A 13,016-nucleotide genomic window follows, 5' to 3' on the forward strand; every position below is an offset into this window, starting at 1 on the left:
GCTTCACACCGCGCACAGGTCGAAGGCGGCCCTGGTCAGGAGCAGTCGCAGGTGGGACTCCTGGGCCAGGCTGATGCCGAGCCGGTTGCACATCAGGTGGGTGCAGCGCTCCACGATCAGCTGCGGGACCAGGTGGTTGATGTGCTGGAGCACGTCGGCCGGGGCCTCGAAGTCGGGGTAGGCGTCGAGGCGGCCGAGCAGCTCCAGTTCGACCAGGGTGTCGTTGGCCTCCCGTACGGTCCTGAGCCAGCTGCCGGTCACCGACCCGGCGGGCAGGGCCGTTCCCCTGGTCACGGCCCAGACCGTCTCCAGGGAGGCGCGCAGCTGGGCCTTGTTGGCCTCGAAGTGCTTCTCGAAGTCCGGCGATCCCAGCACCTCCGCCGCTGCTCCGCCGCTCTCCACCAGGAACCGCGCCTGGTAGGCGAGTTCGGGCAGGATGCCGGTGAAGACCGTACGGTTGGCGGCCATCATGGCGAAGGCGTCCATGGCGCGCTGCCCCGCGGTCCGGCCGCGGGCGATCAGTTGGAGCGCCAGCACGCTGGACGCCATGAACTGCTTCTCGACGGCCTCCAGGGAGCGGCCGGTGCCGAACGCCCCGGTCTCGGGCACGTAGTCGACGAACGCGACCGAGTTGTCCGGGTGCAGCACCGTGTCGTGGTCGGCCATCCGCTCCAGGGCGGCGAGTTCGGCCGCGGACTCGGCATAGGCCCGCTCCGTCAGCCCGGAGGTCGACGGCGTCGTCCGGTAGAACTCCGCCGCGGTCTCCTCGACGGCCGAGCGCGCCTCCTGGACGTGCTCCGGCCGGGTCCGCAGCCGCAGCCGCACGTGCGGGCCGCCCTCCCAGTAGCGGAGGAAGAAGAAGCCGTCGACCAGTCCGGCCCGGCCCAGCCGCTCGACGACGGGCTTGACGACACCGGTGATCACGGCGTCCTGGTCGCCGTGGTAGAAGAGGTGGGCGCTGACCCAACGGTGCGCTGAGGTCTCAGACATAAGTGACTCCGGGCTCGTTCAGTTCCACGATGTACTCCGCCACGTGCTCGCCGCGGACCTGGCCGGGGTCCGGCAGCATCTCGCTGATCTGCACGATCGCGTCCGGCTCGGTGAGCCGGCGTTCCAGCCCGAGCAGCAGCAGCATGCTCGCGAAGTCCACGTAGTTCGGTTTGGTGTCGTTCCCCGGCCGCGGGCCGTTCCCGCCCGCCACCAGCGAGGCCGGGTCGAGGACGGTGACGAAGCACCGCTCCGGGATGCCGTGTTCGGCCAGCCAGTCGGCGACCTTCAACATCCAGGCCGCGCCGGTCGCGGCGTCGGCCCGCCGGGGCAGCCGGTCCGCGCGGGTCATCCACATGGCGCGGCGCAGCACCACGTCTCCGACCGTCAACCGGGGCAGGCGCAGGACGCCGTCGTCGGCGCGCGGGTCGGAGGTCATCCTGAGCTCGGTGTGCGCGCCGAACCAGGTGTTGGACTCGCCGAACGCCTCGATCATGAACCGTGCGGCGGGCGGCAGCAGCCGGTCGGCGCCGAGGCCCGGGTGCACCGGGCGGATCCGCCGGCCGAGCCGCCGCGACACCAGCGCGAGCAGCCCGTCGTCGCCGCACTCCACGTGGAGGTCGTTGACCGGCAGCCGGTCGTCGGCCGCGCGCGTGCTGCGGACCCCGGGGTAGTCGACGACCAGTCCGACGCCAGGTCTGCGGACGTTGACGGCGGACCGGGCCACCGCCTCGAACTCGGCGAACAGCACGTCGTCGTGGGACGCCGCCAGGCCCGGTTCGTCCGGGACGTCGGCGCGCAGGTCGAGGACGTCCAGGATCTGCCGCACCCGGTTGCGGCCGCGGCCGAAGCCGCAGGCGATGCTGTTGACCACCAGGGCCGGGCCGTGCTCGGCGTCGGCCAGCTGGCAGTAGACCGCGAGCGAGGTCGGGGTGCGGACCCAGTCCGGCCACTCCTCGGCCAGCTTGCGCACCTCCTCGGGGTCGACCCTGACCACGCCGTCCCGGTCGGGCGTCCGCTCGCCCAGCAGCCGCTTGGCGGCGGTGCGCAGGCGGTACAGCTCGCGCACGGCCGCCACCGGGCTGTCGGCGTCGGCGAACCGGCTGTGCGCCGGACGGGAGCGGCGTCCGGCCGGGCCCGGGGCGGCATCGGCGGACTGCTCGGCCAGGACGTCGCGGTAGAACACCACCAGCGGGACCCGCGCGCCGGCCGGGTACCTGCGCCGGAACCACGAGTCGAGGGTGAGCTTGAACGGCAGGTCGGGGCCGATCAGTCCGAGCAGGGTGCGCACCGCGTCGAGGTCGTCCAGCAGCGGACGCCAGCGCGCGCGGTCCAGCACAGCCGTCGTGCCGGGGTGCACCGCGTTCTCGTAGAAGCTGTACCGGGCGAACTCCTGGGCCAGCTTCGGGCTCTGGACGTGGGCGTGGTCGCCGACCTCGCGCAGCGCGGTGTCCAGCGCGCGGACCACCGTGTCGCGGACGGCGACCCGGTCTGCGGGCTCGGCGACCGCGGGGTAACTCGACAGCGCCTCGGCCATCTCCTGCAAGGTCCGGTCCAGCCGCTCCAGGCCGGGCTGCCGACACCGCTGGAGCCACTCGCGCAGGTCGCCGACCGGGTCCGCGGACTGGTCGGCGAGCGGCGGGACCAGTTCCAGCAGGCCCAGCGTCACCAGGCGGCGCAGGAACACGTCGACCTGGCGCCCGTCGGCCGCGCGGGCCAGGAGGGTGCCCCGCAGCTCGTCGAAGGTGAGGTCGCCCGTGGTCAGCTCCAGCACCCCGCGCAGGGTCGGGGTGAGCGCGAGGCTGTGCACGTACTCGTCCGGCCGACGGCCCAGGAACAGCAGGGCGCCGTCCTGGACGGTGGCGCTGGGGTTGGTCCGGATCCGGCAGCCGCCGAGCAGCTCGGGGCGTTCGCTGACGGCGCGGGCGATCCGGTGCAGCGATCCGACGCTGACCTCGGTGGAGGTCAGCGAGGCGCTCCGCGGCCCGGCCGGCTCGACGATCTCCCGGCCGGTGCCCCAGGCGGCCAGGCCGCTGCTGGTGAAGGTGGAGTACGGGCTGGTCTTGGAAGCGCAACGGGCCAGGTACTGCGCCAGCCGGAGCACGGTCTGGCGCTGCGGTGGGCGGCCGGTGTCGAACCACTTCCGCAGGGCCAGGAACAGGTCCGGATTGGCGTGCACGAGGCCGAGTTGGAAGGCGGGCAGCCGGGCGGCGGCGAGCAGGGCTTCGTAGCTCGCGGCCCAATCCTGGTCGAGGTGCTCCGGCAGGGCCGCCAGCAGGCGGTCGCGTTCGTCGATCCGTGCCGTCCAGGAGCGGACCGGCTCCGCCAGCTCGGCGGGGACCTCGGCCAGCCGGGCCGGGTCGACGTGGCGGCCGCGGTGCACGGCCCGGCGCACCGCGACCAGCCGGGCCTTGAGCTCGCCGTCCCCGGTGGCGCCGATCGCCGCGTGCAGCAACGTCGACAACTCGTCGGCCCCGGCGGCGATCTCGGCGCGCAGTGCCAGCAGGGCGGTGGCGGTGCGCCAGCTCTCCGCGCAGCGCAGCCCGTCCAGCACGGCGACCGGGCTGCCGGCGAGGCGGACCACGGTGGCCGGGCCGGGCAGGTACCGCACCGGCTCGGGGCCGGCCTCCCAGTGTCCGTCCGTCATCTCGTCCGTCGTCCCGTCCGTCACTCCGCCGCCTCCGGCTCCACCGGCACGATCACGCGGCCGCCCGGTCCGGTCCGGGCCAGCAGGATCTGGAAGACCGGGGCGTAGCGCTCCTCGGTCAGTCCGAGCACCGCGCGCACCCCCTCGGCGTGGTAGGCGTTGACGATCCGGCCGGAGAGGCCCTGCGCGGCGGCCGCGACGCAGACCCGGTGGGCGAGCAGGCCCGCCTCCTGGTTGAGCACCCGGTAGCCGCGGTCCCCGAAGGTGTCGAACGCCCAGTCACGGTCGACGACCAGGTGGACGACGGCGTTCATGTGCTGGAAGACCGGTCCGGGGATGGTGACGCGTTCGATCGCGGTGAGGGCGTCCGTGCCGGGGCCCGTCGGGCTTCCCGGGCCGACCGGGTGCAGGGCGCCGGTGGCCGGGTCGAGCCAGTAGCAGCCGGCCGGTACGCCGATGAGGTCGGCGACGGTCAGGTAGACCTCCACCGGCACCGGCGCTCCCGCCGGGACGGCATCGCTGCCGACCCCGGTACGGGTGCGGGCCAGCCGCGCCCACAGTGCGAGGCCGTCGACCCGCGAGGCGACCGGGCGGAAGATGCCGGGGCCGGAATCACGGCTCCGCAGCACCTGTGCCAGGTCCGGGTCCGGGACCTCGGTCGCGGGCAGGGCCAGCGGCTCGCGGCCCGACCCGACGGCCACGGCGGGCCGGACGGGCGGGGCCGGCTCGGCGGCGGCGAAGCCCGCGGTGTCGGTGCGGAAGGAGGCGCGGTTGACGGCCGTGAGCCTCGGGCAGGCCCGCGCCACCGCGAGCCCGCTGCGGACTACCTGCGGCTCGATCGGGTCGACGGTCGCGGACAGGGCCGCCGCCGTCTCCGTCTCCGTGCGGCGGGGGTCTCCGGCGCCCGCACCGGCGAGGTGGAGGGGCAGCACCACGAGGGCCGGCTCCTCGTCGGGGTCGAGTCCGAGCAGCTTGTTGACCGGCTCGTCGAGGAACTGGTGGTGCACCCGGGCCCGCAGTCCCATGGCCCGCGCGACCAGGTCGAGGTTGCCGGTGAGCAGCCCGGCCTCCTGGGTGCACAGCCGGTAGGCGTAGTCGCGGTAGATGTAGGCGGCCTTGGCGAACAGTCCGGAGAGCACGAACACGGCCTCCGGCGGCGCGCCGGCGGTTCCGGTCGCCCTGGCCAGCAGCGGCCGGTGGTCCCCCTCGCGCAGCAGCACCAGCGCGTGGTGCGGGGCGTCGTAGTGGTAGACGCCGTCGGCCAGGCACACGTACAGCTGGACGGCGAACAGGCAGCGGGCGGAGGCGACCATCCGGTGGTAGGGCCAGGTCCCGTTGGTGTCGAACTCCTGCCGGGAGATGCCGTAGCCGTAGCGCAGCAGCGTCGACAGCGCCGGGTCGTCGAGCGCCTCGACCGCGCCGAGCACCCCGGGCACCCGGGTGGTCAGGGGGCGTCGGGGCAGACCCCGGTAGATCTTGAACTTCAACGGCTCGTCCGGGTTGGCGTACTCGGACTGCCGGGTCTCCATCGCCTCGGCGAGGTCCTCCAGGCTGACCCGCAGGAACTCCCGCCCCACGCCGGCCTCCTGCGCGGCCGCGGCCCCCTCGGTCATGGTCTCCTCGTCACTCACGGTCGGATCGGTCACGGCCGGATCGGTCACGGCCGCGTCGCTCACGGGAAGGGATGCGGGTGCGGGTTGCGCACCTCGGGCAGCCGGGGCAGTCCGGTCACCCGCCGGGCCGCGTGCCCGAAGGTCATCGGCACCGAGCCCGGTGCCAGCACCTTGACGCATCTGAATCCTCCCGCTGTGTGTTCCATGGAGGTGGTGTCGACGGCGACGACGTCCATCCCGGCCGCCGCGAAGCGCCGGACGGCCTCGTCGAGGTCCGCGCCGATGTCGGTGTGGCTCGGCCACCGCCAGCGTTCGAGCCCCTGCTGCCAGGTCGACGTGACCGGGTCGTCGAGCAGGAAGGCGTACCGGTCGAACGAGCCCGGATCGGCCGCGCAGAGCAGGTGGTCGGCCATCGACACGACCTCGTCCGGGTGCTCGGCCAGGTGCCGGGCCCGCTCGCCCCACCCCGGGTCGAGCGCGAGGACGCCCACGTACTCGACGGTCTGGCTCAGTTCGTGCAGCGCGGCCAGGATCGCCTCCGCCGGGCTCAGTCCGCTGCCGCCGGTCGACACCGCCCTCGGCCGTCCGGTGCCGCTGACGTCCTCGGCGAGCGTCCAGAACGACGGGATCCCGTGCTCCCGGGTGCTGTCGAGGACGTGCACCCGGTAGCCCTGGCGCTCGATCCGCTCGGCCACCAGCGGGATCCGGCGGTCGGGCACCGTGGCGAGGTCGATCCGGGGCAGCGGCGTCCGCCCGTACCAGGCCATCAGGAAGGCGTCGCGTTCGGCGACTTCGAGGATCCCGTGCAGCACGGCCTCCTCGTAGCAGCCCCCGAGCGCGTTGCCGCTGGAGATCTCACTGGCGAACCTGCGCTCCCCGGCGGGCAGCGGCAGGCGGTAGTGGACGAAGCCCTGCGGCACCAGCACCGGTCGGCCTCGGCCGAAGGAGTAGCCCCACACCCAGTCGGTCTCCGCGTCCTCGGTGAACCTCCGGTACGGGAAGTCCGGGAGCTGGAACCGCTCCTCGGGGTACAGGCCGAGCGTGCGGGGGTCGATCGCGGCCTCGGCCACGTCGGCGTAGCCGGCCCGGACCCCGGTCCGCTTGGCGGGCGCGTACGCGGCCAGCCGTTCCAGCGACTCCGCCACCGCGATGGACCACGCGGAGGCGAAGTCGCGGGTGCGGCCGTAGCCGGCCGGTTCCGTGGCGGTGGCGCCGGGCACGGCCAGGACGGCCCCGGTGAACGGGAACGCGTGCTCGGTGTACGAGGTGACCGAGGGGACCAGGCCGCTCCGCTCGTCCACGTAGGCCGCCCGGAGCGCCTCCCGGTCCAGCGGGCGGACCCGGCTGGACCCGGGTGACGGCTTGGGCCGCACCTCGCGGACGGGTTTCGCGCCCTGCTCGGTGTCGGCCACCGGCACCGAACAGGCCGGGCAGTGCGGATCGTCGAGGAAGGCGTGCCGGGACAGCGCCAGCGTGGCGGTGTCGACGGTCCGGAACCGCCGCGCCCCGGAGTGCGCCGAGGCCAGCCCGGCGACGGTATCGGCCAGGAAGCTCGGCAGCTCCCGGTCGGGCGCCCCGACGGCCGCTCCGGCGGCCAGCTCGGCGGCCTGTTCGGCGGAGGCCGCCGCGGTGCGTCGGGTGCGCAGGCACTCCGGGCAGCCCGGTGCCCACGGCCCGACGACCACCTGTCGCGGTTCGCGGAGCACCTGCGGCGGTTCGAGCAGCGCCTGCGGCTGGTCAGCCATGGAGGACCACGGCGCGCACCACGAACGGACACGCGCCGGCCACGGCGGCGTCGTGGTCCAGCGGGACGGCGACCACCCGGCCGCCCTCCCGGGTCAGCCCGGCCACGGCCTCCTCCAGCGTCACCGAGCGGGGCGCCGCGGCCCGCTCCGGCGCGGCGGTTGCGCGCAGGTGCGGGGGCAGCTCGGGCACGGGTGCCGGCGCGTAGGCGGGCTGCTCGGTGGCCCGGGCCTGGTAGGCGAGCAGCGTCCGCTCCAGGCCCTGTTCCAGTGCCGCGGCGACGTCCAGGTCGCTCACGTGGGCGACCGTGCCCGCCGGGGTGGTGAAGGCGAAGGTGGGCAGCCCGAGCAGACCGGACAGGTCGTGGACCTCGAAGGACTCCTCGACGATCGCCAGCAGCTTCCGGTAGCGCTCGGCGCGCGGGGTGAGCTCGGCCGTGTCCAGGTCCAGCAGGGGCAGCGGTCCGGTCGCGGTCGACAGGGCCGCGACCACCGCGTCGTTGGCAGCGGCCACCACGGCGGCGCGCACGGCGGCGGCCCAGTCGTCGCCGGAGGCCACGGTCCGCGCGGGGAAGACCTGCGCGGCGTCCACCGCGACCGGCTCGCCGGTCAGCACGTCCAGGCCGTGCAGCCGGTCGCCCTTGCGGGCGTCGACCATGACGGCCGCGTAGCGCTCGAACGCCCGCCGGACGGCGCGTTGGCGCGACTCGACCACGGTCTCGCCGCAGCCGTGGACGGCGAACGGGCCGCCGGCCAGGCCGACCGGGTCCGAGACCACGACCTCGCTGACGAACAGCGGCAGTTGCTCGTGGTCGCGCTCGGTGACCTCGGCGAGGACGCCGGTCCGGGGGTCGACGAAGTCGACCGCGCGCCGGGCCAGTTCCTCGTCGCCGACGGGCGCCGCGGTCGTCAGGGCGGCCAGCCGGGCCGGGTCGTCCGGCACCACGGGCCGGGCGAGCGGGTGCGGCAGGAACGCGTGCTTCGAGGTCTCCAGGCTCTCCAGGTCGAACCGGACCAGGTGGTCGGACCGCCGGCCGGCGTCGGCACCGGTGCCACCGTCGTTGCCGGGGCCCCCGTCGATGCCGGTGAGCTGGCGGAACGCCGCGAAACAGAGCTGGTTGGCGACCAGCGCGACGGTGGGGCCGCGCAGGAACCCGCTCGGGGCCACCTCCGGGTGGTCCCGCAGATCCGCGCCGACCAGGTCGGGTGCGAGCGCGGACAGTCGACGCCACGCGGACTCCCAGGCGGTGGGATCACCGTTCCCCGCGATCACCGGGCCGATCCACGCCTCGTCCCCCGCCACGACGGTCTGGGCGAACGCGGCACCCGCGGCGACCGCGGCCCCGGGGAGCCGGCGGGCACGCTCGACCATGGGTCGGTCGGCGACGTGCAGCACCATGGTGGCGTCGGCGGCCAGCAGGTCGAGGCGCTCGACGTCCGCCTCCAGGTCGACGATCCGCTGCTCCGGGTCCAGCGCCCGGGACGCCTCCAGGTGCTCCTGGACGCGGTCGCGGTCGAACGGCGACTCACCGAACGGAGCGAGCGGGACGGTCCGCACACCCGCGCGCAGCTGGGAGTTGGCCAGCGCCTGCAGCAGCGGGCCGGAGCCGGTCAGCACCACGGGGCCGTCGCGGTAGGTCTCGAAGCGCAGTTCGGGTGAGTCGGTGAAGTACTCGATGAAGGAGATGTTGGCCGCGTAGGTGGCGGCCAGCTCGCCGGACAGGGTGTGCGGACGGTCGTCCAGCACGTTCTTGACGTACCCCTTGGCGAGCAGCAGCATGATCATCTTCGCCACCGCGGCACGGCTGGACTCCGGTACGACGGCGCACAGTTCGCCGAGCGTCCTGGTGCCGTCCAGCATCGGCGCGATCCGCTGGACGAACTCGTAGGTCGAGGCGCCCTTCAGAATCGACCCGCCCAGGTTGCTGCGGATGTACGCACCCTCCGGAACGCGCATGACGTAGACGTCCCCGCGCAGTCGTGGCCGTACCCGCTCGACATCGACTCCCATGACCACCGCTTCTTCACTCACTCATTGATGACTGGCCAGCAGGAAGGACCGAGAGCCACCCGGTCCTCTTTGATGAACACGCACCGGCTAGAGCACATGTGCCAGGAGATCAGCACCGGATCAGGTGCAGGAGCAGCACGGGCAACAGCAGCAGCAGCTGCTCGCCCCGCCGGACGCGGACAGCTCGGTCAGGCCGTAGCCGGCGGTCACCGAAGCGGGGACCACCTCGCCCAGGTCCACCAGCTCGAAGGCGCTCTCGTCCAGCACCAGGTCGAAGTCCTCCATGTCGTTCACCTCCTTTCCCGTCGTCGGGCCGGTGCGACCCCACCCACATCGGGAGCCGGCACCGGCGGTCAGAGTGCTTTCACCTCCGGCAGCACCTGGTCGCAGAAGAGCTCCAGGGTCTGCCGAGCTTCGGGGAGCGGCATCGCGCCGAAATCGATCTGCCAGAGGATCTGGTCGACGCCGCCGATGTGGTCGTTGAAAGCACGGATGCGGTCGATGACGGTGGCCGGAGATCCGACTATCGCGCCGCCTTCGGTGTAGAGCTTTTCGGGCCGCAGATTGCGCAACATCCAGCCGAATCCGGAATAGCCGCGATAGGCGGAGGATTCCCGCCGGTCCCACGGGTTCACGGCCTCCGCCCACACGTCCAGATAGCGCCGCAGATAGGTCTCGGCGATCTCGGTCGCGCGCTCGTCGGTCTCCGCGACCACCAGGGGCAGGCTGGCCGCGACCCGGGGCCGCAGCCCGGAGCCGCCGTGCGCCGCCCGGAAGGCGTCGCGGTAGAGGGTCAGCTGGGCGCGGAACTCGTGGGGCGAGATCATCGGCGTGATCAGGAGCCCCAGCCCTTCGGTGCCCAGCCAGGTGAAGCTCTCCGGCGTGCGCACCGCGGCCCCCCACATCGGCGGGTGCGGCTGCTGGGTGGGCCGGGGCAGTCCGGTCACGTCGCGGTAGGAGAAGAACGGCGTCTCCTCGCTGACCTTCTCCTCGGTCCAGATCCGCCGGACCGCCCGGATGGTCTCGCGGTACCGGTCGACGCTCTCGTCCATGTCGACGCCCAGCGCGTCGAACTCGTCCGGCAGGTACGCCCGGGCGAATCCCACGTCGAGCCGGCCGCCGCTGATCGCGTCCACCTGCGCGGCCTCCGCCGCCAGCTGGATCGGGTGGTGGAAGACCGGGAGGACGCAGCCGGTGATGAGCCTGACCGAGCTCGTCCGGGCGGCGACCGCGGAGAGGAAACCCAGCGGGCTGGGGCAGTAGCCGCCGTAGTGGTGGAGGTAGTGCTCGGTCATCTTCACCGAATCCAGACCGCCCGCCTCCGCCCGGACCGACAACTCCAGCGCGTCGCTGAAATAGTCCTGCGGAGATTTCGTCTCCGGCGTGCAGTCCGGAAGAAATGAAAGCCCGAAGCGCACCGATACCACACTCCCTTTAACAGCCGGATTTCCACCGGATGAATCTCGGGGGTTCGTCACCCGAGCACTCCGGGCCCAGTCGGCACGCCACCGGGTGTTTCGCCGCTGACGCTACATCGGGCCATCAGGACCGTCAATAACGACCGGCATTCCGGGCCGTAACTCAAATTAAGCTCAAATCTTCCCGGTATCCCCGGAGATACCTACGGTCCTGGGAGTGCGTTATTGACGCCGGTGCAATGCGCTGGAAATGTTGGCAGCCGCCGGCATCCCGTACAGCCGGGCATTGCGCCGGGGCGGACGACGGCGGAGACGGAACCCGGGCGATGTCGCGCATGCGGGTGTCACGGCGCTGTGAGCGATCACGAGGAGCGTGCGCGAGGCGCCGCGGCCACGTGCGAACTGTCCGAGCTTGCCCTACTTCGCCGGGAAGTGCAGTCATGACCTCCACCATCGACTCCCACCACGTCACCGACGGCGCGGCCGACGCCGGCCGGCGGCCGGCACCGGTGCCCGAGCGGCGGAAGACCGTCCAGCTCGTCGAGTTCACCGCGATGCAGGGGGTCCGGTACAGCGTCACCCTCGGGTACCTCAAGGCGACGGCGACCGCCGACCCCGCCCTCGACGCGGCCTGCGACTTCCGGATCAGCGTGCGCGAGCAGAGCGGTGGCGAGCAGGCCACCAAGGAACTTCTCGACACCTGGGACGAGCCGTTCGCCGTCGCTCTCACCGTGTTCTTCTGGAACCGCGCCCAGTCCCTGGAGCTGGCCCGCCAGGTCAAGGAGCGCTGGCCGGACTGCCGCGTCGTGGTCGGGGGCAACGACGTCAGCTACCAGCAGGAGCCGCTGTTCGCCGAGGCGCCCTGGCTGGACGTGCTGGTGCACGGTGAGGGCGAACTGCGCTTCCGCGACCTGCTGCACGCCTTCCTGACCGACGGGGACCTCGCCGCGATCCCCGGCATCAGCCACTGGCGGGACGGAACCGTCGTCACCAATCCGGACGCGGACCGCATCACCGACCTCGACCAGGTCGTCTCGCCGATCCTCACCCCGGTGTACTCCGACGAGGAGATCACCGGCTCGTCCATGATCGTCTACGAGACCAACCGGGGCTGCCCCTACGGGTGCGCGTTCTGCTACTGGGGCGGGGCGACCAACTCCAAGGTCCGCCAGTTCGACCTGGAGCGGATCTTCGCCGAACTGGACCGGCTGATCCGGCTGATGCCCCAGGACGCCACGCTGTTCATCGCGGACGCCAACTTCGGCATCCTCGGCCGCGACCGGCAGATCGCCGAGCACATCGTGGAGCTCAGCCGGCGCCACGGGAAGCGGCTGATCGTCAGCACCAACTGGGCGAAGAACGGCAACGAGCGCATCGTGGAGATCGCGAGCATGCTGCACGCCGCCGAGCTGACCGGCGCGATCACGCTCTCCGCGCAGTCCTTCGACGCGAACGTGCTCAAGATCGCCAACCGCGCCAACATCCGCACCGACCACTACCGCCGGCTGCTGGCCCGCTTCCGCGAACTCGACGTGCCCACCTACACCGACCTGATCTGGGGCCTGCCCGGCGAAACCTTCGACTCCTACCTCGACGGGATCGAGGAGGTGCTGACCGCGGGCGGATCCCCGGTGATCTACCCACTGCTGCTGCTGAACAACACCGACTACTCGCGCGAGGCCTTCAAGGACGAGCAGGGGCTGCGGACCCGCTGGATGCCCGCCGACATCACCAATCCCGAACTCATCGCCGACGTGGTCGTCGAGCACGGCTCGATGACCGCCGAGGAGTGGGTGCGGGGCATGGAGTTCCGGGTCTCCATGACGCTGTTCCAGAAGATCCTGCTGCGCTGCGCGCTCCGGGTGCTCCACACGACTACCGGCGTCCGCATGGTCGAACTGTGCCGGCAGCTGTGGTCGTTCCTCCTGGACGACTGCGCCGACCCGTTCCTGCGCGCCGTCGCCCGCGACGTCGCCGCCGTCTACCGGGACCCGTCCAGCCTGGACATGGGACTGCTGAGGACGGTCATCGGCGACCAGGTCGTCGTACCCGAGGAGGTGCACTACCAGGCGCTGCTGTGCCGCGCGGTGCGCTCCGAACGCGCCACCGCGGACCTGCTCGGCGCGGCCGTCGACCACCTGTCCACCTGGCTGGCCGACTCCGGCTTCGAGGTCGACCGCGTGCTGGTCGACAGCGCGTTGAGCCTCGACATCGCGGCGACGACGATCCTGCGCGCCAGCCTGCGCGGCGACCTCGCCGAGGCCTCGTTCGCCGTCCCGCGCCGGGGCTGGGAGCTGCTCGTCGAGGCCGGCGACGTGCCGTCGAGCCTCGACGCCGGCGGGCAGGGGGACGTCGTCCGCGGCACGGTGTGGGCGCCGCCGCGCTGGGTCGACTACCCGATCAGCGTCTACGCGCTGTCCATCTGGCACGGCACCGGGCGACCCTTGTACGACCTGCTGTTCGCGCTCCCGGACGGGCTCCCGGACGGCCTGCCGGACGGGCTGCCCGCAGCCGCGTGACCGCTCTGCGGTGACCGGAGTTCGTCACTTCCCGGTAAGGGCCCGCGGGATTGACAGCCCTTCACTGACACGAACATGA

8 protein-coding genes are annotated in these 13,016 nt (G+C 72.6%); 1 reads left to right on the forward strand and 7 read right to left on the reverse strand.

Features of this window, described 5'->3' with window-relative positions; all coding sequences use genetic code 11:
* Positions 1–3 precede the first annotated feature (3 nt).
* From ACFXPX_RS17225 to ACFXPX_RS17255, 7 genes are all read right to left on the reverse strand, one after another.
* Entirely contained in the window at positions 4–990 is a 987-nt protein-coding gene (locus ACFXPX_RS17225) for a thiopeptide-type bacteriocin biosynthesis protein (RefSeq protein ID WP_380523052.1), read from the reverse strand.
* Entirely contained in the window at positions 983–3,634 is a 2,652-nt protein-coding gene (locus ACFXPX_RS17230; RefSeq protein ID WP_380641995.1) for a lantibiotic dehydratase, read from the reverse strand. Before ACFXPX_RS17230 ends, ACFXPX_RS17225 begins: the two co-directional genes overlap by 8 nt.
* Before the next feature lie 20 nt (positions 3,635–3,654).
* Positions 3,655–5,280, reverse strand: a complete 1,626-nt coding sequence (locus ACFXPX_RS17235; RefSeq protein WP_380641998.1) for a SagB family peptide dehydrogenase — start codon at positions 5,278–5,280, stop codon at positions 3,655–3,657.
* Between the two features lie 26 nt (positions 5,281–5,306).
* Positions 5,307–6,992 carry a TOMM precursor leader peptide-binding protein gene (locus ACFXPX_RS17240; RefSeq protein ID WP_380589231.1) on the reverse strand — a complete coding sequence of 562 codons (1,686 nt, stop codon included), beginning with the start codon at positions 6,990–6,992 and terminating at the stop codon, positions 5,307–5,309.
* Positions 6,985–9,000, reverse strand: coding sequence for a hypothetical protein (locus ACFXPX_RS17245; protein WP_380523048.1), 2,016 nt, complete (start codon positions 8,998–9,000; stop codon positions 6,985–6,987). Before ACFXPX_RS17245 ends, ACFXPX_RS17240 begins: the two co-directional genes overlap by 8 nt.
* A gap of 120 nt (positions 9,001–9,120) precedes the next feature.
* On the reverse strand, positions 9,121–9,285 hold the full coding sequence (locus ACFXPX_RS17250; protein WP_375891032.1) for a thiomuracin/GE37468 family thiazolyl RiPP peptide: 165 nt from the start codon (positions 9,283–9,285) through the stop codon (positions 9,121–9,123).
* A 68-nt stretch (positions 9,286–9,353) separates the two neighbouring features.
* Entirely contained in the window at positions 9,354–10,418 is a 1,065-nt protein-coding gene (locus ACFXPX_RS17255) for an LLM class flavin-dependent oxidoreductase (protein WP_375891031.1), read from the reverse strand.
* A 440-nt stretch (positions 10,419–10,858) separates the two neighbouring features.
* Between ACFXPX_RS17255 and ACFXPX_RS17260 the strand changes: the two genes are divergently transcribed.
* Entirely contained in the window at positions 10,859–12,937 is a 2,079-nt protein-coding gene (locus ACFXPX_RS17260) for a radical SAM protein (protein WP_380642000.1), read from the forward strand.
* Positions 12,938–13,016: the final 79 nt, after the last annotated feature.

This window comes from Kitasatospora sp. NPDC059146, assembly GCF_042786665.1.
GTDB lineage: Bacteria > Actinomycetota > Actinomycetes > Streptomycetales > Streptomycetaceae > Kitasatospora.

What these genes read in the sequence shown, in the direction of transcription:
- ACFXPX_RS17240 (WP_380589231.1), bottom strand. Translation starts at nt 6,992, where the DNA reads ATGGCTGACCAGCCGCAGGCGCTGCTCGAACCGCCGCAGGTGCTCCGC.
- ACFXPX_RS17250 (WP_375891032.1), bottom strand. Translation starts at nt 9,285, where the DNA reads ATGGAGGACTTCGACCTGGTGCTGGACGAGAGCGCCTTCGAGCTGGTG.
- ACFXPX_RS17225 (WP_380523052.1), bottom strand. Translation starts at nt 990, where the DNA reads ATGTCTGAGACCTCAGCGCACCGTTGGGTCAGCGCCCACCTCTTCTAC.
- ACFXPX_RS17245 (WP_380523048.1), bottom strand. Translation starts at nt 9,000, where the DNA reads ATGGGAGTCGATGTCGAGCGGGTACGGCCACGACTGCGCGGGGACGTC.
- ACFXPX_RS17230 (WP_380641995.1), bottom strand. Translation starts at nt 3,634, where the DNA reads ATGACGGACGGACACTGGGAGGCCGGCCCCGAGCCGGTGCGGTACCTG.
- ACFXPX_RS17260 (WP_380642000.1), top strand. Translation starts at nt 10,859, where the DNA reads ATGACCTCCACCATCGACTCCCACCACGTCACCGACGGCGCGGCCGAC.